Raw genomic sequence first — 24,120 nt, forward strand, 5'->3', positions numbered from 1 at the left:
TTCAGCGGTTAGGACGGCGGTGGGACCGCGGCGACCGCGGCGTCACCATCCCGTCTCGTCCCGCGAAAGCGGGTCGTAGGGGATGTCGTAGCCGAACGCTTCGGGGCCGATGACGTCGAGCGCCTCGGGCGTCGTGAGCAGTTCGGGCGCGGGAACGCCGAGGACGCGGACGCGCTGGCCGTACCGTAGCGCGTCGGTCATGACCGGCGCGCCGGTGTCGGTGTCGACGAGGCAGATGAGGTCGGGGACGGTCGTGAGAAGCTCGCCGTCGTCGTCCCGCGCGACGAGGAACTCGTTTTGGAACTCGATTTCGAGAGTCGCGTCCTCGTCCAACCCGGCGAGCGTGACGCTCCCGAGGGCGAAGCCGTCTCGGTTGCGCCGGTGTACGTCCACGATTTTGCCGGCGAACAGCTCCTCGCCGCCGAGGAGTTCGCGGCCGGCGTCGACGGGGTCGGTGCCGGCGTCGCGGGCGCGTTCGACCGCCCGCCCGAGTTCGGTGGCGAGCGAGACGGTGTGGGGGACCGCGTACTCCGAGACGAACTCGCCGGTCATGAGCGGGAAGGCGTAGCCCGAGCGGCCGCCCATCTGAACGGTGATGGCCCGCGCGAGGTCTTCGAGGCGCTTGGCCGAGTCGATGTCCCGGTAGACGACCTGATTGCCGCGCTCGTCGGTCGTCGCCGCGTAGTTCACGGGCGTCCCGTAGATGAAGAACGTGTCCATCTGGAGTTCGGGGAACGCCCGGCCCATGCCGTCGGCGTCGACCACGGGGAGGTCGGTCATCGCCCCCACGCACAGCGGGGCCATGCTGTTCGCGCCGCCGATTTCGCCGGGGATGAGCGCGTCGACCGTCTCGCCGGAGAGGTCCTCGATGGCCCGAAGCGACTGCACTTCCTCGTCGCCGCCGGCGAACTTCTCGACGCTGATGGTGGGCGCGCCCATCCCGCCGACGCTCGCCACGGTGGCGTCCGCCGACAGGTCCCGCGGGTCGACCAGTTCGACCGAGTCGGGGTAGGCGTCGTCTTCGAGGAGCGTCTGGAGTCGCAGGCGGCCGAGGCGGGGGTTGCCGCCCCCGCCGGTGCCGAGGATGCCCGCGCCGGTGCCGAGCGCCTCGAGGTCGTCGAGCGTTATCTCCGTCAGGTGTGGGATGTCGAAACTCATGGGTGGTCCGCGAGTGGTTCGTAGGTCGCTTCGAGGCCGAACGACGCCGGCCCCCACACGTCGAGCGCGGCGGGCGTCCGCATTATCTCGGGCGTCCGGATGCCAAGCACGCGGACCCGCGCCCCGTACCGGAGGCTCTCGGTCGGAATCGGACCGCCCGTCTCGCGGTCGAGGACGGTGATGAGGTCGGGGACGGTCGCCACGTAGCTCCCGTCGACCGCCGCGCCGAGGTTCTCGTTTTGGAACTCGATGCGCATCGTCGAGCCCTCGTCGCCGTCGAGGCCGTCGATATCGACGTGGCCGAAGACGAACCCGCGCTCGGTGCGGCGCTGGACGTCCACGATTTTCCCCTCGAACAGCGACCGCGCCTCGCCGTAAATCGACTCGCGGGTCACCTCGCGGATGGCGCTCATCGCGTCGTCCTCGGCGAGTCGGAGCGCGCGGCCGAGGTTCTTCGCGAGCGACATCGTGCCGGGGATGGCGGTCTCTTTGACCTGCGTCCCGGTCATCGGGTAGTCCGAGACGTAGGCGACGCCGCCCATTCTGACGGTGACGCCGCGGGCCAGCCACTCCAACTGGTCGTTGTCCTCGGTCTCGATGAGGCAGGTGCTCCCCTGCTCGTCGCTGACGGCCGCGGGCGTCCCGCTGACGCCGTAGATGTTGAACGTCTCGTGTTGGAGTTCGGGGAACGCTCGGCCCATGCCGTCGGCGTCCACCACGGGAAGCCCGCGGCGGGCCGCGACGGCGAAGGGGAACGTCGAGTTGATGCCGCCGCACTCGATCGGCATCGTCGCGTCGGCGGTCTTCCCGAGTTCGCGCTCGATTCGCTCCATCGAAGTGACGGCTTCCCGCCCGCTGGGGAGCTTCTCGACCGAGACGGTCGGTGCGCCCATCTGGGCGGTCGGGATGACGAAGTCGTCCGCGTCCAGTTCGTCCGGGGGGAGAAGTTCGACGGGGCCGAACTCCTCGATGGCCTGTTTCGCCACGAGCTTGCCGACGTGGGGGTCGCCCCCGCCGCCGGTCCCGAGGACGGTCGCGCCGAGCGCGATGTCCTCTATCTCCTCGACGCCGATTTCGACCGTCATCAGTGGTCGAGCGCCCCGGCGGCCTTCACCTTGATTCGCACCGCGTTGCCGGGCAGGTACGAAAGCGGGACCTCCTCGACGTCGACGATGTCAACGCTTTCGGGGTCCGCGCCGGCCGCAAGCGCGTTGTCGGTGGCCTCGTCTTTCGCGTGCTGGATGGCCTCCTCGCGGTCCATCTCGTCGAGGCTGTAGATGCGGTCGACCTCGCCGGAGACCTGCGCGATGGCGACGCCGACGGCGTTCGCGACCTCGTAGTGGTCGGGCTTGTGGACCTCGCTCGCGCCCGCGATGTCGTCGGGGACGAGGATGCTCCCGCCGCCGACGATGACCACGGGGACCGGCTCGGCGCTCGTCTTCATTCGGTCGACCTCGCGCTCGACGCGCTCTCTGACGTACTCGCGGGCGGCCTCGACGATTTCACCGTCGACGTCCGGCGTCTCGGAGCCGATGTCGATGGTGCCCGCGGCGACTTCGAGGTCGGTCGCGGTCAGCGTCTCCCCGCCGAAACACTTCGCCTCCTCGGTCAGCTTGTAGCCGACGCTCTGGGGGCCGACGGTGACGCCGCCGTCGGTCGAGACGATGGAGCCGCCGCCGATGCCGATGGCGATGATGTCGGGCATGCGGAAGTTGGTCTTCACCTCGCCGATTTCGACGGCGACACTGCTCTCGCGGGGGAAGCCCTCGGTGACCGCGCCCACGTCGGTCGTCGTGCCGCCGACGTCGACGATGATACCGTTTTCGACCGCCGAGAGGTACGCCGCGCCGCGGACCGAGTTCGAGGGGCCGCTGGCGACCGTGAAGATGGGGTAGCGGATGGCGTAGTCGACGCTCATCAGCGTCCCGTCGTTCTGGCCGAAGTAGAGGTTCGCGTCGATGCCGCGTTCGTCCATCGCCTCGACGAAGGCGTTCGCGGCCTCCGAGGCGACGCTCGTGAGCGCGGCGTTGAGCGCCGTCGCGTTCTCGCGTTCGAGCAGGCCGACGCTCCCGATTTCGTTCGAGACGGAGATGGGCACGTCGTCGCCGACCTCCTCGCGGATGAGTTCGGCGACCCGCGTCTCGTGGTCGTCGCGGACGGGCGAGAAGACGCTCGTCACGGCGAAGGCGTCCACGTCGGCGAACTCGCGAACCTGCGCTCTGACCTGCTCCTCGTCGAGGTCGTTGAGGAGCCGGCCGTCGAACTCGTGGCCGCCGTCGAGGATGGCGACGTTGTTGCCGATCGCCTCGGCGAGGTCGTCGGGCCACTCGAGAAGCGGGCGGATGCTCTGGGTCGCGGGCGCGCCGATTCGGATGACGCCGACCTCGTTGAGGCCGCGGCGCTCCGTGATGGCGTTCGTCGCGTGGGTGGTGCCGAGCATCACGTAGTCGAGTTCGTCCTCGGAGACGCCGCTGTCGTCGAGGACCACGTCGAGGGCGTTGAGGATGCCCGACGTGATGTCTTCCGTGGTGGGGGTCTTCGTCTTCGCGAGGAGGTTGTCGTCGCCGTCCATGACGACGGCGTCCGTGTTGGTGCCGCCGACGTCGATTCCGATTCGGTAGTCAGTCATGTTTGGGTTGCTGGAGAGTTTCGATTGGTTCGTAGTCGATGCTGTAGTCGAAGTACCCCGGCCCGACGAGGTCGAGTCCCTCGTCGGTTCGCCACTTCGGCGAACACGGCATCCCGATGACCCGCACCCGGTGGCCGTAGGCGAGTCGCTCGGTGGTGACGGGGTCGCCCGTCTCGGCGTCCAGGACGGTAATCAGGTCGGGGGTGCTCGCCACGACGCCGCGCTCCGAGTCGCGGGCGACGAGGTTCTCGTTCTGGAAGTCGAGGGTGAACGTCCGGCCCTCGCAGTCGTCGATGCCGTCGAGGGTCGCCTCGCCGACCGCGAAGCCGCCTTCGGTTCGGCGCTCCACGTCGGTTATCTTCCCCGCGAACAGCTCGTAGCCGTCGGTGAGGTCGAGAACCGCCTCGACGGGGTCCTGCGAGCGGTGCTTGGCGGTGCGAATCGACTCGCCGATGTCGTGGGCGAGGGACATCGAGTCGAGAATCGCGTGCTCGCGGACCTCCGAGCCGGAGAGCGCGTAGGTGCCTATCATGCACGCGCCGCCCATCTCGATGCTCGTCACGCGGGCGAACGCCTCGGCGTACTCGTTGCTGACGGTGTTCACGAGAAGCGAGTTGCCCTTCTCGTCGGCGATGCTCATCGGGGTGGCGCTGACGCCGCCCATCGTGAGCGTCACCATCTGCACCTCGGGGAACGCCCGGCCCATGCCGTCGGCGTCCACGAGAGGGAGTCCGAGCGCGGCGGCGACGGCGATGGGGACGGTGCTGTTCAGCCCGCCCGCCTCGATGCTCATCGTCGCGTAGGCCTCCTGTCCGAGGTGCGTTTCGAGCGCCTCGAAGGCGGAAAGCGCCTCGGTTCCCTTCGGCATCTTCTCGACCATCACGGTCGGCGCGCCGAGCATCGCGCTCGGGATGACGAGCGCGTCGTCGGGCACGTCGCGCGGGTCGATGAGGTCGACGGGACCGTGCTCTTCGATTGCCTGCTGTGCCATCAGCTTCCCGATGTAGGGGTCGCCCCCGCCGCCGGTCCCGAGGACGGTCGCGCCGGTGGCGAAGTCGTCGATGTTGTCTGTGGTTATCTTCATGGTTCGTGGGTGTTCGGTGCGACTGTCTCGTCGGCGACCGCCGCGACGGCCACCTCGGGCACGTCGTCGAACGCGTCGGCGTACGCCTCGTCGTAGATGTGACACCGGACGCTGGGGCCGGCGTCGACCGCGACGAACTGCGGTTCGTCGGTCGAACACGCGTCCGTCGCGTAGGGACACCGCGTGTGGAACCGACAGCCCGCGGGCACGTCCCGCGGGCTCGGAATTTCGCCCCGGAGCGGTTCGTGCCGCGGCTTGTACGCCTCTTCCTCGTCGGTCGTGACGGGAATCGCGGAGAGAAGCGCCCGCGAGTAGGGGTGTCGCGGCCGCTGGAAGACCTCCTGCGTGGGGCCGCGTTCCTGAATCTCGCCGAGGTACATCACGGCCGTCTCGTCGGCGAAGTTGCGGACCAGAGAGAGGTCGTGGGTGATAAACAGGTAGGTGAGGCCGAACTCCGCCTGTAAGTCCTCGAGGAGCGCGATAATCTTCGCCTGCACGCTCACGTCGAGGGCGCTCGTCGGCTCGTCGAGCAACAGCAGTTCCGGCTCGACGGCGAGCGCGCGGGCGATGTTCACCCGCTGTTTCTGCCCGCCGGAGAGCTCGTGGGGGTACTTGTTCCAGTACTCGTCGTTCAACTCGACGCGTTCGAGCAGGTCGACCACGCGCTCCCGGAGGTCGGACTTCGGCACGCCGCGGGCCTTCAGCGGGACCGCGAGCGACTTGCCGATGGTCCGCCGTGGGTTCAGACTCGACGTGGGGTCCTGAAACACCATCTGGACGCGCGACCGGAGGCGAGCCAGTTGCTCGTCGGTCGCGTTCGTGATGTCCTCGCCGTCGAACCTGACGGTCCCGCCGGTCGCGCCGGTCAGGCCGATAATCGTCCGCGCGACGGTGCTTTTCCCACTGCCGGACTCGCCGATGAGCGCGAGGGTCTCGCCGCGGTCGATGTCGAACGAGACGCCGTCGACCGCTTTCACGTGGTCGGACGTGCGCTTGATGATGCCGCTTTTGACGGGGAAGTACTTCTTCAGGTCGTCGACTTCGAGCAGGGGTTCGGACACGTCAGTCACCCCCCGTCTGCTTGCCCGGCCGCCGGGTCATGTGGCTCCGGGTCTCCTCGACGGTCGGCCGCTCGGACGCCGGGACGGCCTCGTCGTAGAGGACGCACTCGACGCCGGTCTGCGGGCCGCGCTCGTACATCTCCGGGCGGGCCTGCTCGCACTCGGCGGTGGCGTAGGGACACCGCGGCGCGAACCGACAGCCCGGCGGCGGGTCGAGGTACTCGGGAATCGAGCCGTCGATGCCGGTCGCCATCTCGTCGCCCGTCAGGCGCGGAATGGACGCGATGAGCCCCTGCGTGTAGGGGTGTTTCGGGTTCTCGAACAGCTCGTCTGTCGGCGCGGTCTCGACGATGCGGCCGCCGTACATGACGTACACGCGGTCGCTCACCTGTCGGGCGACGCCGAGGTTGTGGGTGATCATCAGGACGCTCAGGTCGTGGTTCTCGATGAGGTCCTTCAGCAGGTCGAGAATCTGGTCGTGAATCGTCACGTCCAGCGCGGTGCCGATCTCGTCGGCGATGAGCAGGTCCGGCTCGTTCAGCAGGGCCTGCGCGATGAGCGCGCGCTGGCGCATCCCGCCGGACAGTTGCGACGGGTACGAGTCCATGATGTTCTCGGGGTCCGGCATCTGGACCTCGCGGAGCATCTCCAAGACGCGCTGGCGGGCCTCGTCGCGCTCGCCGCTGAAGCGGCGGCGGAAGAACTCCACGACGCCCGTGTCGCTGTCGCCGCCGAACTGCGCGGTGTCGGTGAGCTGTTCGCCGATGGTGAACGTCGGGTTCAGACTCGACATCGGGTCCTGGAAGACGAGGCTCATCCGCTGGCCCTTGACGCGCTCGAACTCGCGGTCCGAAAGCGACAGCAGTTCCGTCCCGTCGAACGTGATTTCGCCGCTGACGCGGGCCGGCGGCTGATTGAGCAAGCGGAGGATGGACTTCATCGTCACCGACTTGCCACAGCCGGTCTCGCCGGCGATGGTGACGACCTCGCCTTTACCGATAGAGAGGTTGACGCCGTCGATGACCTCCGCGAGGCCGTCGAACGACTCGAAGCCGACTTCGAGGTCTTCGACGGTCAAAAGCGGGTTCTCGGCGACCGGCTCGTCGAGTCTCATCGGTTCACCTCCACGTCGAAGAGGTCACGCAGGCCGTCGCCGAGCATGTTGAACCCCATCACGAGGACGAAGATTGCGAGCCCGGCGAAGACGCTCACCCACCACGAGTCGGGCAGGTAGGACGTTCCTTGGCTGACCATCGTGCCGAGGCCGGGCTGGGGCGGCTGGACGCCGACGCCGATGAACGACAGGCCCGCGCCGATGAGGATGACGAAGCCCGCGTCGAGGGTCACCTTGACCAGAATCGGCGACAGCGTGTTCGGGAGAATCTCCCGGAAGAGGATGTGCGGCGTGCTCGCGCCGGCGAGCTTCGCGGCCTGCACGTACTCCTCGCTTCGCTCGCTGGCGACGATGCTCTGGACGAGGCGGGCGTGCCACGTCCACCACAGCGCCGCGATGGCTATCATCGCGTTCGTCAGCGTCGGCTCTAGGGCCGACGTGATTGCCAACGCCATCACGAGCGGCGGTAAGGCGAGCGCCGTGTCGGTCGCCCGCATGATAATCGTCTCGGTCCAGCCGCCGTAGTAGCCGGCGACGAGGCCGAGGAGCACGCCCACGGGGACGCCGAAGCCGAGGACGACGCCCACGAGCATGAGCGACAGCCGGTAGCCGAAGAGGATGCGCGAGAGCACGTCGCGGCCGACGTGGTCGGTCCCCAGCGGGTGGTCGACGCTCGGCGGCTGGAGCGTGTTCGAGAAGTCGGTGAACTTCCCGGCGTGTTCGGGGTACGGCGCGACGACGGGCGCGAAGACGGCGAGCAGGACGATGGCGACGATGATGCCGAGACCGATGACGCTCATCGGCCTGCTGGTAAAGCGCTTCCACGACCGTTGCCAGAGTTCGCGGCGCTCGGCCGAGACGACCCGGTCGAGGACGCTCGCCGGTTCGGCGCTCATGTCGCCTCCTCCATCGCCAGTCTGATGCGCGGGTCGACGCGACCCAACAGCACGTCGACGAGGAAGTTGATGCTCACGAACGCGACCCCGATGGTCATCGTGACGCCGACGACGGCGTTGAAGTCGTTGTTCAGCACCGCGGTGACGCCGTAGGACGCGAGGCCGGGCCACGAGTAGACGAGTTCGATGAGGAACGCGTTGCCCAGAAGCGAGGCGTACAACAGCCCCAGAATCGTGAGCGTCGGGATGAACGCGTTCTTGAGCGTGTACTTGTACGTGACGAGCCACGAGGGGAGGCCGAAGCCGCGTTCGGCCTCGACGTAGTCCTGGTCTTTCACGTCGATCATGCTCGACCGGGTGATGCGCATCACCTGTCCGATGCCGGCGAGCGAGAGCGCGAGCGCCGGGAGGATGATGTGCGCCCACGCGTCGACGTGGGCCGCGAGGTTCCCCGACAGCAGGGTGTCCACGAGCAGGAAGCCCGTGAACCGCGAGACGCCCGAGCCGAACTCCGAGCCGAGTCGCCCCGTGATGGGGAGCCATTCGAGCAGGTAGCCGAATATCAGCTGGAACATGATTGCGATGAAGAAGCCGGGCACGCTCACGCTGAAGAACGCGACGAGCCGGGTCGCGTTGTCGGCGAGGCCGTCTTTGTTCTGCGCGGCGACGACGCCGAGCGGAATTCCGATGACGACGGTGAGGAACATCGACACCGTGATGAGTTCGAGCGTCGCCGGCAGGTAGTAGACGATGTCGGTGCTGACCGCGCGCTTCGTCTCGAGGCTCGTGCCGAGGTCGCCGACGAGCAGGCCCCGCATGTAGTCGAGGTACTGCAGGGGAATCGGCTCGTTCAGGCCCATCTCGGCCGCGAGCGCCTGCACCTGTTCTTCCGACGCGAGCGCGCCGAGGGCCATCCGCGCGGGGTTCCCGGGGAGCACTCGTGACGTGGTGAAGATGATTATCGACAGGCCGATGAGACTCACGAGGATGCCCGCGAGCCGGCGCACGAGGTACTGCCAGTACTTCATTCTTGGTAGAAGTCGGGGAACCAGTAGTCGAAACTCATCGACGGGCGGAAGGTGTAGCCCCGCACGTCGTCGGCGAAGGCGTGTTTCTTCGACTGGACGAAGATGAACAGGTCGGGGTACTGGTTCGCGATGCGTTCCTGCACCTCGGCGTACAGTTCGGCGCGAGCGTCGGCGTCGACCGTCGAGCGCGCCTCGTCGATGAGGGAGTCGACCGCCTCGTCTTCGAGGTGTTCCATGCTCATCCACGTCGAGGCGGCTTCAGAGTGGTACTGGTTGTAGAACACCGTGTCGGGCGAGGGGTACACCGGGCCGTAGAACACCTGATTGATGTGCGGCGTGTCCTCGACGCTCGTGGCGAGTTCGGTCATCGTCCCCCACGTCTGGGGGTTCAACTCGACGTCGATGCCGATTTCGTCCATGTTCTGCTGGAACAGAAGCCCCATCTTCTCTTCGAGGCCGTAATCTTTCACGTAGGTGTTCTGGACGGTGATGTCGCCCTCCTCGTAGCCGGCGTCGGCGAGAATCTGCCGCGCCTTCTCGGGGTCGTAGGTCGGCTGGACGATGTCGTCGTTGTGGACGCCGAACGAGGTCGGGAGCGGCCCCTGCGCGGGGAGCGACCCCGGCGCGATTTCGTTGCGCGCCGTCTCGTAGTCGAAGCCGTAGGCCATCGCCTCGCGGACGGCGGGGTCGTCGGTCGGGGCCTTCTGGGTGTTGATTTTGAAGTAGAACGTCGTCACCGTCGGGACCGACTCGACGCGGATGTCGTCTTCGGCCGCGAGCGCCTCGTAGGTCTCCTCGCTTTGGTACTGGCTCGACATGTCGAGTTCGCCCGTCTTCATCAGCGAGCGAACCGTCGGGTCGTTGGTGATGATTTGGACGGTGACGTTGTCGTACGCGCCGTCTTTGAACGAGCCCCAGTAGTCGGCGTAGCGGCTGAACGAAATCTGCGCCTGCCGCTCGAAGCCCGCGAGTTCGTACGGCCCGGAGCCGGCGTCGTTGTCGTTGAGGAACGACTGGCCGTAGTCGCCGCGGTCGCCGAAGTCGCCGTCCTCGGCGTTGTCGAGGACCTGCTGTTTGTCGACGACGAACAGTAACACGAGCGTCGCGAGGAACGGCGAGTGGACGCGGTCGAGCGTGAACGACACCGTCCGCTCGTCCTCGACGGTCACGTTCTCCTTCGAGAGCACGTTCCCGAGTAGCGACGAGTAGCCCTGATTGATATCGAGGAAGCGCTCGGCCGAGAACTGCACGTCCTCCGCCGTGACGGGGTTGCCGCTGTGGAACGTCGCGCCCTCGCGGAGCGTGAACGTGTAGGTCTGGTTGTCGTCCGAGACGGTCCAGTCCTCGGCGAGGTGTCCCTGTAGGTTCCCCTCCGTGTCGGGGAACACGAGCGGGTCGTAGAGGTTGACCAGCGCGAGCACCTGCGTGTAGTCCGTCCCCTTCGCGGGGTCGACCGTCCCGAAGCGCTGGGTCGCGCTCATGCGGAGCGTCGAACTCCCGGAGTCGCCGCCGGACGACGTCTCCGTCTCCGTCCCCTCGCCGTCGCCGCCCGAGGCCGTCGTCTGCTCTTCACCGTTGTAGCTCTCACCGCCGCCGGAACAGCCGGCGAGACCGGCGATGCCGGCCGTCCCGAGGACCTTGAGGAAGTTCCGACGACTCGCCGCGTCTCCGAACCGAGCGCGGATTGACTCCGATTTCGACCCCACCTGCGACCGCGTCTGTGTGATGTCTTTTCTCGACATACGTTACTCATTCTCACAGAGTTGCAATGGCACATAAAGATACCGTATAGTAACCTAAAACAATATTCTCGGTTCAAAGTGGAATGCTGTATGAACAATATGGAACAACGTGGTTGTGTGTCTTCTAGCACACCACTCGGTTTGCGGTGGTAATCGACCGACACCGCCCTCCTCTACGGAACCACGTCCTGTCGCGGGTAACGACCGGGGCCGGTTTCTCCGCCGTCGACTGCTCTCTCACGCGCGCATCCGCGACTCATCGTTTGTCTCCGCGACGAGTCGCGATTCCCGGGGATACCGTTATCGGTTGGTTTCTCACGAAGATTTACCAAAATAGTATATAAAAATCCTAGTTGATATTTCTAAACGAGATATACCTGAACTAGAACAATTCTCCGAAAAACAGTACATTTAGAATCTAAGTCTGCCTTAATGTAGACAAAATTGTTCAATTAGGGTATATATATATATATATATTTGAGCAAAGTATTCTAAAATATATTCTTCTCGGAAACTCAATATGTCATTTCTAACGTTGCTTACTCAAACTATCAAAATAATTTTATACTTCTTCTCGGATTCTGTTCTGTGCCGAGTCCGTAATTCGGACAGTGCTGTGTCGCTTCCGTTGGACAACATCCCTCTCTATCTTGTTTCTAAAATCGGAATTATGATTGACAAAACGGAATCTCACGACCGAGCGACCGACTCCGAGCCCGTCGGACGACGTTTAAGTCCCCGTGGAAAGAACGACCACTCGATGGCATGGGAGTTCGAGCGAGTCGCGGGTCCGTTCCGGGCGACTGAGGGCCCGATTTGGACCGGCGACGCGGTTCGATTCACGGAGATAACGGAGCATCGGGTCCTCGAATACGACCCCGAGACGGGGGAGACCGGCGTCTACATCGACTCGACCGCCGGCGCGGTCGGGCTTCACGAGGGCCTCGACGGCGAGCTGTACGCCTGTGAGGCCGAGGGCCACCGCATCGCCGCGCTCACCCCGGACGAACCCGCGACGGTCGTCGTCGACGAGTTCGAGGGGACGGCGCTCAACGGGCCGAACGACCTCGAAATCGACCGCGACGGGGATATCTGGTTCACCGACCCGGACGACAAGGACCGGGGACTGCTCGGCCACACCTCCGTCTTCCGGGCCGAGCGAGCGGACCCGAGAGACGACTGGCGACTCGTCCAGCTCACCGACGAGATGGACCGGCCGAACGGCATCCTCCTCTCGCCGGACGAATCGCGGCTCTACGTCGCCGAGTGCACCTACGGCCCGGACCAAGACACCGATTTGCGAGCCTACCCGATTCGGGACGACGGGTCGCTCGGCCCCCGCGAGATACTGCACGACTTCGGCGACCACCGCGGCATCGACGGCATGACGCTCACGGAGTCGGGCGAAATCGTCGCCTGCGCCGGGTGGGAAAAGGGCGGACCGGGGCCGTCGATTTACGTCTTCTCCCCGTCGGGCGAGGTGCTGGAACGCCACCCGTTCCCCGAGAACCGCCCGACGAACTGCACGCTCGGCGGGCCGGACGGCTCGACGCTCTACGTCGCGGACATGACGGGGTGCCTCTACGCGGCCGAGACCGACCGCTCGGCGTACGTCCGCTTCTGACCGAAAAGGGACCGTGAGGACAGATACGCTGGATTGGGTGTCGTCGGAACCGAACCCGAACTCGGCGACTCCGACGCGGGCGTCTCAGCGGAGCGGTTCGAACGCCTCGAGCCCCGCCTGGGACGCTTCCATGTCCTCGGACACCGCGCCGCCGCTCGCGCCGACCGCGCCGACGACGACGCCGTCGTGTTCGACCGGGAACCCGCCGCCGAAGACGACGACGCGACCGTTGTCGGTGGTGTGGAGGCCGTACACGTCGCCGCCGGGTTCGGCTCCTTCCTTCAGTTCGTGGGTCGGCTTCTTGACCGCGGCCGCGGTGTAGGCCTTGTTCTGTGCGATGTTGCTCGCGACGAGCTTCGCGCCGTCCATCCGGCGGAACCCGAGGAGGTTCCCCTCGCTGTTCGTCACCGCGAGGTTCAGCGGGACGCCGAGTTCTTCGGCTTTCTCCTCCGCCGCGTCGAGAATCGTCTTGGCTTCGGCTAGCGTTAGCTCTTGAACCATCGACTCGACCGTCGACCGCTCGGGAGAAAAAACCACCGTTCACGGGGAGAACGGCCGTCTTAGCGGACATAGCCGGCGATACGGCTATCCGAACCGAATCGAACGCCGCGCGCTCGACTGCGCGTTTTCGCGTTCGTCCGTCGTTGTCGCGTCGGCTTGAACGTACGGGTTACCGCGGGAGGGCGTTCCCCGACCGCTCGAACGACTCCACGTCGCCGGCGTCGGCGGCGTCGATGAGGTCGTTGTTCACGAACAGGCGTTCGCCGTCCGTGTTCGAAAGCGAGAGGAACGTCCCCGTCCCCTCTGCCGCCCGGGAGTTCCGAACCGTGATGTCCGTCGTGTCGACGAGCGAAATCGCCGCCGCGTCGTCGTCGCGGTGGGCCTGTCTACCGACGAAGCCGTCGACGAGCAGGCCGTCAACGTCCTCGCAGGCCAGCCCGCTCCGGTAGTAGTCTGGCAGGTCGTCGCTGTCGTCCCACTCGACGGTCACGTCGCGCATTGTCACGTCACGGGCGTTCTCGACGTGGACGCCGGCGATGTCGTTGGCGAAGATGGGCGTGACGACCGAACTCGGCTGGAGGTCGAAGTTGCCGCCCACCTCGTCGGCGTGCTCGCTCCCGGTGAGTTCGATGCGGACGTTGTCGAACTCCACGGTCTCGATGTCGGAGTCCTCGGAGCCGTAGACGAGCGCCCCGTTCTCGCTGCGCGCGACGATGTTCGAAAAGCGCACGTTCCGAATCCCGCCGAGGTCGGTGTCGTCGTCCCGCGGGACCGACGTGACGTAGATGGGTTCGCCCTTGCCCCACCACGGGCCGGGGAGCATGTTGGAGTTGACGACGATGTCGGTGAAAAGCACGTTCTCGACGACGCCCGAGTCGCGGTGCTGGATGCCGAGGCCGCGGTTCGACTCCTGGACGACGATGTTCTGGAACAGGCAGTCGCGAATCGTGTCGTCGGTGCCCGAGCCGAACTTGATTGCGCAGGCGCTCGACCGGAGCGTGCAGTTCGTCACGACGATGCCCTCGCAGGTCACCGGCTCGTCGGGTCGCGCGCCGAAGGTGATGCTGTCGTCGCACGACTGGATGGTGCAGTCGGAGATGTGGACGTTCTTCGTGTCGCCGAGCGCGATGCCGTCGCAGTTCGGGATGAGCAGGTGGTTGAGGATGTCGACCCCGCGGATGTCGACCTCCTCGGTCCCGTGGAACGACAGCGTCCACGCGGGCATGTCGCGGATGGTCACGTCGCGGATGCGGACGTTCGTACAGTTGTTGAACCGGAACATCGGACCGGGGCGGAAGTCGGGCTTCGCGACGGGCCAGCCCTCGGTCCCCTTCGTCCGCGAGAGGTAGGCGTCGCCCTGTCGAGCCTCGTGGGGGCCGTTCGAGATGAGCGGGTGCGACGCGCTCTCGTTGGAGTGGCCCTGAATGGGCGTGTCCATCCGCATGAACTCGGTTCCGAGGCCGTCGAACTCGCCCTCGCCGGCGATGGTGACGTTCTCTACGTCCTCGGCGAGGAAGAAGATGCGCTCGTTGTCGGGGCCGATGAACTTGTCCGTGTACTCGGCTTCGTCTTTCGCGGGGCTGACGACCGCGCCGGCTTCCAGATAGAGCGTCACGTTACTTCGGAGATGGACGGTTCCGACGGTGTACGTCCCGCTGGGGACGGTAACGGTTCCGCCGTCGGACTCCGTGCAGTCGTCGATGGCGGTCTGGAACGCCTCGGTCTGGAGGTCGTCCGTCTCGTCGGCGTAGGCTGTCACGTCGAAGGCACTCGCTGTGGGCGGCATGTACGCGTACCGTCGCGGTGGCCTATCTTTATACTACTGGTGGTCGGAGTTCGGCCGTGAGTGATGCTCGCCCAAACGTCCTGTTCGTGATGACTGACCAGCAACGGTCGGACACGATTCGGGCGCTCGGAAACAGTCGAATCCACACCCCGAACATCGACCGACTGGTCGACCGCGGCGTCTCCTTCACCAACGCCTACTCGCCCGACCCCATCTGTATCCCGGCGCGACACACGATTCGAACCGGCTGTGAGGCCGTCTCGACGGGCTACCTCGGGAACGAAAAGCGCGACGCGCGACATCTCGAAGACCGGTGCGGCCCCTTCCTCGCTCGGAGCATGCGCGAGCGTGGCTACCGGACGTTCCTCGTCGGGAAGTACCACGCCCACCCCCGCGACATCGACCTCGGCTACGACCACCACCTGAGCTTCGAGGCGTTCCGCGAGGAGACCGGCCACGAGGTCAAGACGACCGCCCGGCAGGGCGCGATGGTCCACCTCCCCCAACAGAACCGACTCCCGCCGGACGACAACTACGAGGCGTGGATGACCGACCGCGCGGTCGACCTCGTCGGCCGCGACACCGACGAGCCGTTCTTCGGCCTCGTCTCGTACGAACCGCCGCACCCGCCGTTCGCGCCGTCGCCGCCCTTCGACCGGATGTACGACCCCGAGCGGCTCGGAAACCCGGTGAAAGGCGGCATCGAAACCGACCACATGGACGAGAAGATACCCGCCCAGAACCACCACTTCTGGACGACCCGCGAGGGCGGCATCGACGACACCACCGTCCGGGTCATCAAGGCGTACTACTACGGGATGATTTCGGAGGTCGACCGGCGCATCGGTCGCCTGCTCGACGCGGTCGAGGCCCGCGACGACGCCGACAACACCCTCATCTGTTTCTTTTCGGACCACGGCGAACTCCTCGGCGACCACCGCGGCTGGGAGAAGTCGTCGTTCTTCGAGCCGTCGTGTCGCGTCCCGTTCCTCGTGAGCTGGCCCGCGGAGCTTCCGGAGGGCGACCGCCGCGACGACCTCGTGGCGCTGACCGACCTGTTCGGCATCGCGACGACCGCCGCGGGCGACCAGGAGCTCCGCGACGGCGTCGACGTGCTCGGGACGATTCGGGGCGACGCGGAGCCCCGCGAGCGGCTGTTCGGCTACCACCGGACGCCGCGGCTCCCGCCGAACTTCACCGGGATGGTCCGCGAGGGCCGCTGGAAGTACGTGTTCATGCGCAACGGCGGCCGCGAACAGCTGTTCGACCTCGCGGCCGACCCGAACGAACTCGACGAGTGCGCCGCCGACAACCCCGAGGTCGTCGCCGAACTCCGCGACGCGCTGGCGGAGAAGCTGACCGACGCGGGAGCGGACGAGTTCGTCGAGAACGGGACGCTCCGGCGCGCGCCGTACCAGGAAATCGACATGGGTCGGCTCGTCCGCGAGCCGTACCCCGAGGAGCCGGCCGACGTGCTGGACTGACCGACCGGCGTCACCGGGTTCTTTCCCCCGCTCTCCCCGGGTTCTCTCCCCCGCACTCCTCGCCGTCCGGTCCCCGAAATCGCCGGTCCCGCCGTACTTTTATGAGCGTTCCGCGTAACCGACTACCACGAATGGAGATCAGCGACATCCGTACCATCCGGTTCAGCTGTGAGTCCCACATCGACCCCGACGAGAAGGGCCACGGCCACCCCGGCGAGCCGAGGGAGTCGACGCGGACCATCACGCACGTCGTCGTCGACGGCGGCCCCGACGGCTACTGCCGCGGCGGTCACGAGGCGGCCAACGAGTTCGCGAAAAAGCACCTCGTCGGCGAGAACCCGCTGTACCGCGAGAAGCTCTGGCAACTGCTCTGTCGGGCCGAGCGACTGAACAAGGGGACGCTCACCGACAAGCGCGTCGCCCCCATCGACTGCGCGCTCTGGGACGTCGCCGGCAAGGACGCCGGCCTCCCGGTCTACCAACTCATCGGCGCGGCGCGCGATTCGCTCCCGGCCTACGGCAGTACGATGGTCGGCGACGACGACCCCGACGGACTCGGCTCGCCCGAGGCGTACGCAGACTTCGCCGAGGAACTCGTCGCGGAGGGCTATCAGGCCGTCAAGCTCCACACGTGGATGCCGCCGTTCGGCGACGACCCAGAACGGGACATCGCCGCCTGCCGGGCGGTCCGCGAGCGCGTCGGCGACGACATCGACCTCATGCTCGACGCCCACCACTTCTACAGCCGGAGCGAGGCCAAGAAAATCGGGAAGGCGCTCGAAGACCTCGACTTCCGCTGGATCGAGGAGCCGATGGACGAACACTCGATGTCATCCTACGAGTGGCTCTCGAACGAACTCGACATCGCCGTCGTCGGCCCCGAGACCGCCGAGGGCCGGATGCACACCCGCGCCGAGTGGATAAAGCGGGACATCGCCGACATCATCCGCGTCGGCGTCTACGACGTGGGCGGTATCACGCCCGCGCTGAAGGCGGTCGGCCTCTGCGAGTCGTTCAACATCGAGTGCGAGATTCACGGCCGCGACGCGCCCAACCTCCAACTGCTCGGGACGATGGCGTTCCCCGGCCGGTACTACGAGCGCGGCCTCCTGCACCCGAAACACGACTACGAGACGTACTTCCCCGGTCTCGAACACCCGCCGGACGAAATCGACGACAACGGCGTGGTCGAACTGCCGCAGACGCCCGGCCTCGGCTACGCGTTCGACTGGGACTACATCGACGCCAACCGCGTCGAGTAACCGCGCGAGAGCGCGCGGCGAGACGGCGTACGGAACAACTGACGAGGGCCGCTACGAAACAGCATCGACGGCGGTCGCTGACGCGGCGTTGCGCGCTGTTTTTCGGTTCGGTGTGTTAGTTCGACGCTCGGTGCTGTCCGGTTCTCGCGGTCAATTGTACGCGCCCCAGAGTCGGAGCAACAGGTAACCGCCGACGCCGACGCCGACGAGCGAGATGCCCCAGACGCCGAACATCCCCGCGATCGTCCCGTCGAGGACGAAGCGCGCGAGGACAATCATGAAGACGCCGGCGAGCACGGTCATGATGAAGTTCCGGTTCGACGACGCGGCCTTCCGGAGCGAAGGCACGCGCGATGCGTTGACTGACATACGTACCCACACGGTGGCTCTCCGCACACAAATAGATACTGTTCGTTCGGGCGTCGTTCGACCGGCTCAGACGGCTCTACGCGGCGAAAACGGGACGGTTGGAACGAGGGTTGCGGGGTCGCGGCGTCCGCGAACGGGGCCGGGTGGCTCAGTCGTCGACGATGCTCGGACTGTCCCAGTACTCGTGGGTGTCGTCGGCGCGGAAGCACCGCGCGGCGTGGCCGGTCTCGTCTTCGAACGCGCCCGGGTCGTTCGTCTGACAGACCTCCCGCGCCTTCGGACACCGCGGGTGGAAGTGACAGCCGCTGGGGCGGTTCGTCGGGTCGGGGATGTCGATTTTCCGAATCGGGAGGTCGTCGTCCTCGTCGCCCTCGTAGAGGTTCGGCGTCGCCCACTTCAGCGCCTGCGTGTAGGGGTGCTGGGGGTTGCCGATGACCTGCTCTATCGGCCCGACTTCGACGATGCGGCCGAGGTACATGACGGCGATGCGGCCGCCGGACTTCTCGGCGATGTACCGGGCGTTCGAGAGGTCGTGGCTGATGAAGACGTAGGAGGTGTCGAACAGGTCCTGCAGTTCGAGCATCAGGTCCATCATCTCCACCCGGAGGCTCACGTCGAGGGCGCTGATGGCCTCGTCGGCGAGGATGACGTCCGGGTTCAACAACAGCGACCGGACCAGCACGACGCGCTGTTTCTCGCCGCCCGAGAGCTGGTGGGGGAACCGCTCGACGAAGTCCTCGGCGGGCGTGAGCCCGACGCGTTCGAGGAGCGCGTAGACGCGCTTTCGGCGCTCTTCTTCCCCGAGGTTCGGGTTCCACTTCTTCAGCGGGAGCATCAGCGAGGTGAGGATGCGCTGGTTCGGGTTCAGCGCGCTCCCGGGGTCCTGGTGGATTATCTGGAGGGACCGCCGAATCTCCGAGAACGGGATGTCCGGGTCGCGGTCGTTTTTCGCCTCCCAGATGTCCTGTCCTCGGAAGGTAATCGACCCGTGAGTCGGCTCCTGTGCGCCGATGATGGTCTTTCCGAGCGTCGACTTGCCGCAGCCGGACTCGCCGATGAGCGTGACCACGTCGTTCTCGCCGATGTCGAGCGAGATGCCGTCGACGGCGCGGACCGTCTGCCGCTCGCCGAACAGGCCGAGGAAGCCGCTACTGTCCGTGAAGTGGACCGACACGTCGTCCACCGAGAGGATGGAGTCGTCGACGCTCATTCGCCCTCACCGCCCTCTTCGGCCGCTTCCATCGCGGGAATCGGGATTTCGTCGGACACGTCGTCGTGGTAGAAACACGCGGTTCGGTGGCCGTTGCCGCGGTCCGCCATCGGCGGTTCCGCCTCCGCGCAGGACTCGTCGGCCATCGGGCACCGCGGCCGGTACGAACAGCCGGGGATGTTGGTCACCGGGTCGGGCTTCGAGCCCGAAATCGACTGCATCTCCTCGATGGGCGCGTTCAGGTCCGGCGTCGCGTTGAGGAGCGACCGGGTGTAGGGGTGCGCCGCGTCGTAGAGAATCTCTTCGGTCGAGCCGACCTCGACGATGTCGAACGCGTACATCACGACGAGCCGGTCCGCGAGCTTGGTGAGAAGCGGCAGGTCGTGCGTGATGAAGATAATCGTCAGCTCGTACTCCTCTTTGAGCTCCTTGAGAAGCGAGACGATAGAGCGTTGCATCAGGAGGTCGAGCGCGGCGGTCGGCTCGTCCATCACGAGCACCTCCGGTTCGAGGATGAGCGCGAGCGCGACGAGCGCGCGCTGTTTCATCCCGCCCGAGAGCTCGTAGGGGTACGAGTCGAGGACGCGGTCGGGGTCTAAGTAGAGGTCGCCCAGAATCTGGTGGGCTCGTTCGAGCCCCGCCTCGACGTCGCGGTTGTGGTCTTCGAGGGTCTCCCTGAAGTGGCCGCGGACCTTCTTGACGGGGTTGAACGAACTCATCGCGCCCTGGAACACCATGGCGACTTCGCCCCAGCGGAACTTCCGAAGCTCCTCTTCGTCGAGGTCGAGCACGGAAATCGGCTCGCCGCCGTCGGGCGGGTAGTAGGTGACTTCGCCGGAGGTCTCCCCCGGGCTGACGACCGCGTTCATCAACGCGGACGAGGTCATGGACTTGCCGCTCCCGCTTTCGCCGACCATGCCGAGCGTCTCGTTGCGGTAGATGTCGAAATCGACGTTGCGGACGACTCTCGATTCGCCTCGGTTCGTCCCGAAGGTGACCTCCAGGTCGCGGACTTCGAACACGACGTCTTGGTCCGGGTTCGAGTCGTTCTGATTCGACGTTCGCATTGTTTGGTTGGTAGTCATCGTCTGGTAATAGGTGTTGGCACGGGGTCAGTCCCCGCCGGTCGCCTGCGATTGGTTGTTCTTCGAGGTGCCTTTCTTCTTCGAGGTTTTCGCGTGGCGTGCCCGGAGACGGACGTTGAACAGGCTGTCGAGCCCCTGCGATAGCAGGACGAGTCCGAACGACAGCAGGAAGATACAGACCATGGGCGCGACCATCCACGGGAGCATGTCCGGTCGGGTGAGCGCGTTGCCCTCGTACGCGAGGTTCATCATCACGCCCCAGTTGAACGTGGTGAAGGGCAGGATGCCGAGGAAGTACAGACCCACGGACTCGAAGATGATGCGTCGAGAGGTGAGCGCCCCGTTTATCATCACGTACGGCATGAGCTGCGAGAGGATGTCCCGCCGGAGAATCGACGACAGCGGGATGCCCATGATTTCGGACGCCTCGACGTAGGACTCCTCGCGGATGCTCAGCACCTGCGAGCGGACGGTCCGCGCCAGTCCCGGCCAGTTGTCGATGCCGAGGAACACCCCGACGATGTAGGGGTTCTCGGGCTGGAAGATGGCCGTGATGACGATGATGAGCGGCAGGCCCGGAATCGTGATGACGACGTCGGTGACGGTCATCAGGAACGAGTCGATACGCGTGCCGTGTTCGAAGCCGGCGACGACGCCCACGAGGGCGGCGAAGCCGACGCTCACGACCGCGCCCGCGAAGATCATCTTGAACATGCCCGGCGTCGCGTGGATGAGTTGGGCGTGAATCGGCTGGCCGAACACGTCGGTGCCGAGCGGGTACGCGAGCGATTCGAACGGCGCGGCGAGGACGGGGGCGTCACCGCTCGTCGGCCGCTCGACGAGCCAGACGCCGACGGTTCCCATGAGGAGGAAAAAGGCGAGAATCGCGCCGCCGACGAGCGCGCGCCAGTCGTCGACCGCGATGCGCGCGGGGGCGACGATATTCATTTCGAGGAATCGCTTCGTGCGGTCGGCCCGCGATTCGGGGTCCGGGTCGATGTCTTCGTCGTAGAGGTCCTTCAGGTCGAACGAGTCGGAATGTGCTTCGCTCATAGTTACTCCTCACCCACCGAGATGCGCGGGTCGATGAGCGTGTACGTGAGGTCGGCGATGAAGATGGCGGTCAGCGAAATCGCCGTGAACACGAGGAGCGTGCCCATCAAAAGCGGGTAGTCCTGCGTCTTGACCGCCTCGAACATCAGGAGGCCCATGCCCGGGTACGCGAACACCTCCTCGACGATGACGGCGCTACTGAAGACGCCGGCGATGCCGATCATGAACTGCGTGTACATCGGGAGGATGGAGTTGTGCCCGAGGTACTGCGTGGCGATGCGGGTCTCGCGGAGGCCCCGCAGTTGCGCCACGCGGATGTAGTCCTCGCCGAGGACGCGAATCGCGTTGCCGCGCATGGCGAGCGCGCCGGAGGTCGCGAGCGCGCCCATCGAAATCGCCGGGAGCGCCGCGTGTTGCACGAGACTGAGCATGAACTCGGGGTTGTACCCCGCCGCGATGCCCGAGCCGATGCGGCCGCCCGTCGGGAAGTAGTTGTTCTGGATGGCGAGGAAGTAGATGAGCACGACGCCGACGATGTAGTACGGAATCGAGTTGAGCCCGATGATGAGCGATGACACCGTGGAGTCGAACCGCGACTTCTCGCGGTAGGCCGTCATCACGCCGAGGAAGATGCTCAGCGAGTAGCCCAGAGCGAGCGCGTAGACGCTGATGAACATCGACCACGGGATGCGCTGCATGATGAGCGTCGTGACCTCCTCGTTTTTGAAGAACGAGGTGCCGAGGTCCTGCCGGAGAATCACGTCAGACGCGTAGTTGAAGTACTGTACGTGCATCGGCTGGTCCGGATTCACGTTCGTGTAGAGCTGTATCATCCTGTTCAATCGGTCGATGTCGACGCTCCCGCCGCTCTGCGAGAGGATAACGCTCCGCATCGCTTCCGTCGGGCCACCGGGCATGGCCTGATACAGCAGAAACGAGACCGTCATCGTGACGAAAAACGTCAGTATCGCTTGCCCGAGACGCTTCAACAAATACTTTGGTGTCATTATTAATAGTTTGGCTTCTAGCGTGAGAGAGCTTAATTGTGGTGGTTAAGCCCGTGGGGGGTGCCGTCTCACCTCACTGCGAGTTGGAGCTAATCCATCCGTTCTTGAACGAGAACTCGCCCGGCCGGTTCGTGTTGAGTTCGTAGTCGTCGCCCGTCGGCATGGAGAAGTCCCGCGTGTCGCCCCAGTAGCCGGAGTCCTCCTCGACGAAGACGAAGTCGGGAAGCGCGTAGTTGAACCACTGGACGAGGTCGCGGGTCCGCTCTTTGACCTGTTCTGCCGACTCGGAGTTCGGCAGGTCGTTCATCAGCTGTGCGGGCTGAATCTCCTTGCCGCTCCCCGAGATTTCGGTCGCGCCGACCTCGCTCGGGATGGTCGTCGTGAAGGGCTTGCCCGTCGGACCGGTCTCGTTCCCGCTGGAGGGGTCGCCGACCTCGATGCCGTAGAAGTTGTTCGAGAAGTACGCCGTCGGGTGCCAAAGCGCCTTCGCGACGTGCCATATCCAGAAGATGTCCGCCTCGTACGTTTGGAGGCGCTGGTAGTAGTCGGTCGAGCTGACCGTGCTAATCTCGGTCTGGAGGCCGAACGCGTTGAGCTGGTCGTTGAAGACCTTCGTCGCCTGCACCTGGGTGTTGTTGTTCTGCGTGAGCACGGTGAAGGTGAACGACTCGCCGTTCGGGTCGACCCACGTGCCGTTTTCCTTGGTGTAGCCGGCGTCTTCGAGCAGTTGCGTCGCGGCGTCGAGGTCCTTGCCCACCGGGTAGTCGATGAGCTGGTCGACGAACTCCTCGCCGAGGTACTCCTCGTGAATCGTCGAGCGCAGTGCCGTCTGGTTCTCGGCGGGCGCGCCGACGGTTCCGGCCTGTCGCATCGCGGCGACCATCGACTCGAAGTCGACCGCGTTGACGATGGCGCGTCGGACGGGAAGCCGCGCGATGTGCTCGTTTTTGAAGTTGAACGTGAACTTCTGCGTGCGGAACCAGTTGAGCCGGTAGACGTTCTCGATGTTGTCCGGGTACCGTGACTGCTGGGACTCCGACATGAGCACGTCGGGGTTCATGTCGAGCTGGTCGTTCACCGACAGCGACTCCACGTCGGCGGTCGTCTCGGGGATGATGCGCACCTTCGGGATGTCCGTGCGACTCGCGTACGGATGGTCTTCGAACTTCTCGAGGACGGTCTCCGAGGAGTTGAAGCCGGTGACGCGGTACAGCGCGTTGCCGAGCCCCTCGTCGATGAGCTGTTGGGTCGTGATGCTCATGTCGAGGAGGTCGCTCGTCACGCTCTCGCGCTCGCTCTCGCTCGACGCTTCCTCGTAGCGGGTGAGGTACTCGCGGTAAATCGACCGCGGGGTGTTGACGAACGTCTCGGCGACGTTCGCCTTCATCAGGTTGGGCGAGACGGCCGTCTTGAACGTCCGCTCGATGGTGTAGTCGTCGACCAGCGTGTTGCTCTCGATGGGCGACTGCTCGGGCGACTGCAGGCGGTCGATTTCGAGGCCGATGTAGTAGTCTTCGGCCGTCAGGTCGTCGCCGTTCCACCACTTGAACCCCTCGGGGAACGTCAGCGTGAGGGTCCGCCCGTCGACGGTCATGTCTTCGAGCAGGTCGGGTCGGACCGTCCCGTCGGCGTAGCCGCGCGCGACTTCCTCGAACAGTTGGTCCTTCAGGGTGTGCGCGTAGTTGCCGAGGCTGTAACGGTTGAACTGCACGTCGGTCGCGGGTCGGCCCGCGGGGTAATCGAGGGTGTCGTCGGCGAGGCTCGCCCCGGATTCGGTGTTCGTGCCTCCGTCCGTGCCGTCTTCGCCGCCTCCGTCTTCGGTCGTCTGCCCCGAACTATCGAAACAGCCGGCCAGTCCAGCCGTCCCGGCCACCGCCCCGTACTTGATAAGGTCTCGTCTACTCCAGTTGGTTGAACGCTTTCCAGCCATGCGGTATCATCTATCATGATACTCCCGGTTAATATAGATACTGGATTTACCCATACTGACCATGATAGAGAAAATACCTGTTCTGCTCGGTCACGAC

General features: G+C 65.5%; 20 protein-coding genes. 3 read left to right on the forward strand and 17 right to left on the reverse strand.

Features of this window, described 5'->3' with window-relative positions; all coding sequences use genetic code 11:
- Positions 1-42: 42 nt before the first annotated feature.
- From C441_RS05535 to C441_RS05575, 9 genes are read right to left on the reverse strand one after another with little or no spacing between them, the layout of a single operon-like run.
- Positions 43-1,158, reverse strand: a complete 1,116-nt coding sequence (locus C441_RS05535) for a DUF917 domain-containing protein (protein WP_007274223.1) — start codon at positions 1,156-1,158, stop codon at positions 43-45.
- Complete coding sequence (locus C441_RS05540; RefSeq protein WP_007274224.1) at positions 1,155-2,243, reverse strand: DUF917 domain-containing protein; 1,089 nt, start codon at positions 2,241-2,243, stop codon at positions 1,155-1,157. The genes C441_RS05535 and C441_RS05540 overlap by 4 nt, the downstream gene beginning before the upstream one ends.
- A complete protein-coding gene (locus tag C441_RS05545) occupies positions 2,243-3,787 on the reverse strand; it encodes a hydantoinase/oxoprolinase N-terminal domain-containing protein (protein WP_007274225.1) in 1,545 nt (514 codons plus the stop codon). Before C441_RS05545 ends, C441_RS05540 begins: the two co-directional genes overlap by 1 nt.
- Entirely contained in the window at positions 3,780-4,871 is a 1,092-nt protein-coding gene (locus tag C441_RS05550) for a DUF917 domain-containing protein (protein ID WP_004972097.1), read from the reverse strand. The genes C441_RS05545 and C441_RS05550 overlap by 8 nt, the downstream gene beginning before the upstream one ends.
- Complete coding sequence (locus C441_RS05555; RefSeq protein ID WP_007274226.1) at positions 4,868-5,941, reverse strand: ABC transporter ATP-binding protein; 1,074 nt, start codon at positions 5,939-5,941, stop codon at positions 4,868-4,870. Before C441_RS05555 ends, C441_RS05550 begins: the two co-directional genes overlap by 4 nt.
- Positions 5,934-7,046 carry an ABC transporter ATP-binding protein gene (locus C441_RS05560; protein ID WP_007274227.1) on the reverse strand — a complete coding sequence of 371 codons (1,113 nt, stop codon included), beginning with the start codon at positions 7,044-7,046 and terminating at the stop codon, positions 5,934-5,936. The genes C441_RS05555 and C441_RS05560 overlap by 8 nt, the downstream gene beginning before the upstream one ends.
- Positions 7,043-7,942 carry an ABC transporter permease gene (locus C441_RS05565; RefSeq protein ID WP_007274228.1) on the reverse strand — a complete coding sequence of 300 codons (900 nt, stop codon included), beginning with the start codon at positions 7,940-7,942 and terminating at the stop codon, positions 7,043-7,045. The genes C441_RS05560 and C441_RS05565 overlap by 4 nt, the downstream gene beginning before the upstream one ends.
- Complete coding sequence (locus tag C441_RS05570) at positions 7,939-8,970, reverse strand: ABC transporter permease (protein ID WP_007274229.1); 1,032 nt, start codon at positions 8,968-8,970, stop codon at positions 7,939-7,941. The genes C441_RS05565 and C441_RS05570 overlap by 4 nt, the downstream gene beginning before the upstream one ends.
- Positions 8,967-10,712 carry an ABC transporter substrate-binding protein gene (locus tag C441_RS05575; protein WP_007274230.1) on the reverse strand — a complete coding sequence of 582 codons (1,746 nt, stop codon included), beginning with the start codon at positions 10,710-10,712 and terminating at the stop codon, positions 8,967-8,969. Before C441_RS05575 ends, C441_RS05570 begins: the two co-directional genes overlap by 4 nt.
- Positions 10,713-11,472: 760 nt before the next feature.
- On the opposite strand from C441_RS05575, the gene C441_RS05580 reads away from it, so the two are divergent.
- Entirely contained in the window at positions 11,473-12,336 is an 864-nt protein-coding gene (locus C441_RS05580; RefSeq protein WP_007274231.1) for an SMP-30/gluconolactonase/LRE family protein, read from the forward strand.
- An 84-nt stretch (positions 12,337-12,420) separates the two neighbouring features.
- Here C441_RS05580 and C441_RS05585 read toward each other — a convergent pair whose 3' ends face one another.
- Both C441_RS05585 and C441_RS05590 read right to left on the reverse strand, forming a co-directional pair.
- Complete coding sequence (locus C441_RS05585) at positions 12,421-12,837, reverse strand: GlcG/HbpS family heme-binding protein (protein WP_004972082.1); 417 nt, start codon at positions 12,835-12,837, stop codon at positions 12,421-12,423.
- Between the two features lie 169 nt (positions 12,838-13,006).
- Positions 13,007-14,623, reverse strand: a complete 1,617-nt coding sequence (locus C441_RS05590) for a glycosyl hydrolase family 28 protein (protein WP_007274232.1) — start codon at positions 14,621-14,623, stop codon at positions 13,007-13,009.
- A gap of 56 nt (positions 14,624-14,679) precedes the next feature.
- Between C441_RS05590 and C441_RS05595 the strand changes: the two genes are divergently transcribed.
- On the forward strand, positions 14,680-16,107 hold the full coding sequence (locus tag C441_RS05595; RefSeq protein WP_083874900.1) for a sulfatase family protein: 1,428 nt from the start codon (positions 14,680-14,682) through the stop codon (positions 16,105-16,107).
- A gap of 131 nt (positions 16,108-16,238) precedes the next feature.
- Positions 16,239-17,369 (forward strand): enolase C-terminal domain-like protein, encoded by a 1,131-nt coding sequence (locus tag C441_RS05600; RefSeq protein WP_007274234.1) that lies wholly within the window; start codon positions 16,239-16,241, stop codon positions 17,367-17,369.
- Positions 17,370-17,519: 150 nt separating this feature from the next.
- Here C441_RS05600 and C441_RS05605 read toward each other — a convergent pair whose 3' ends face one another.
- The 6 genes from C441_RS05605 to C441_RS05630 all read right to left on the reverse strand — a co-directional run bounded on the left by C441_RS05605 (position 17,520) and on the right by C441_RS05630 (position 23,966).
- Positions 17,520-17,738: a hypothetical protein gene (locus tag C441_RS05605; RefSeq protein ID WP_049920461.1), complete on the reverse strand. Its 219-nt coding sequence runs from the start codon at positions 17,736-17,738 to the stop codon at positions 17,520-17,522.
- A 148-nt stretch (positions 17,739-17,886) separates the two neighbouring features.
- Positions 17,887-18,948 (reverse strand): ABC transporter ATP-binding protein, encoded by a 1,062-nt coding sequence (locus C441_RS05610; RefSeq protein WP_007274236.1) that lies wholly within the window; start codon positions 18,946-18,948, stop codon positions 17,887-17,889.
- Complete coding sequence (locus tag C441_RS05615; RefSeq protein WP_007274237.1) at positions 18,945-20,015, reverse strand: ABC transporter ATP-binding protein; 1,071 nt, start codon at positions 20,013-20,015, stop codon at positions 18,945-18,947. Before C441_RS05615 ends, C441_RS05610 begins: the two co-directional genes overlap by 4 nt.
- A gap of 45 nt (positions 20,016-20,060) precedes the next feature.
- Positions 20,061-21,086 (reverse strand): ABC transporter permease, encoded by a 1,026-nt coding sequence (locus tag C441_RS05620; RefSeq protein ID WP_007274238.1) that lies wholly within the window; start codon positions 21,084-21,086, stop codon positions 20,061-20,063.
- Positions 21,087-21,088: 2 nt separating this feature from the next.
- Entirely contained in the window at positions 21,089-22,093 is a 1,005-nt protein-coding gene (locus tag C441_RS05625) for an ABC transporter permease (protein ID WP_239640814.1), read from the reverse strand.
- A gap of 73 nt (positions 22,094-22,166) precedes the next feature.
- Positions 22,167-23,966: an ABC transporter substrate-binding protein gene (locus C441_RS05630; protein ID WP_007274240.1), complete on the reverse strand. Its 1,800-nt coding sequence runs from the start codon at positions 23,964-23,966 to the stop codon at positions 22,167-22,169.
- Positions 23,967-24,120: the final 154 nt, after the last annotated feature.

It is taken from the genome of Haloferax sulfurifontis ATCC BAA-897 (genome assembly GCF_000337835.1).
Lineage (GTDB): Archaea > Halobacteriota > Halobacteria > Halobacteriales > Haloferacaceae > Haloferax > Haloferax denitrificans.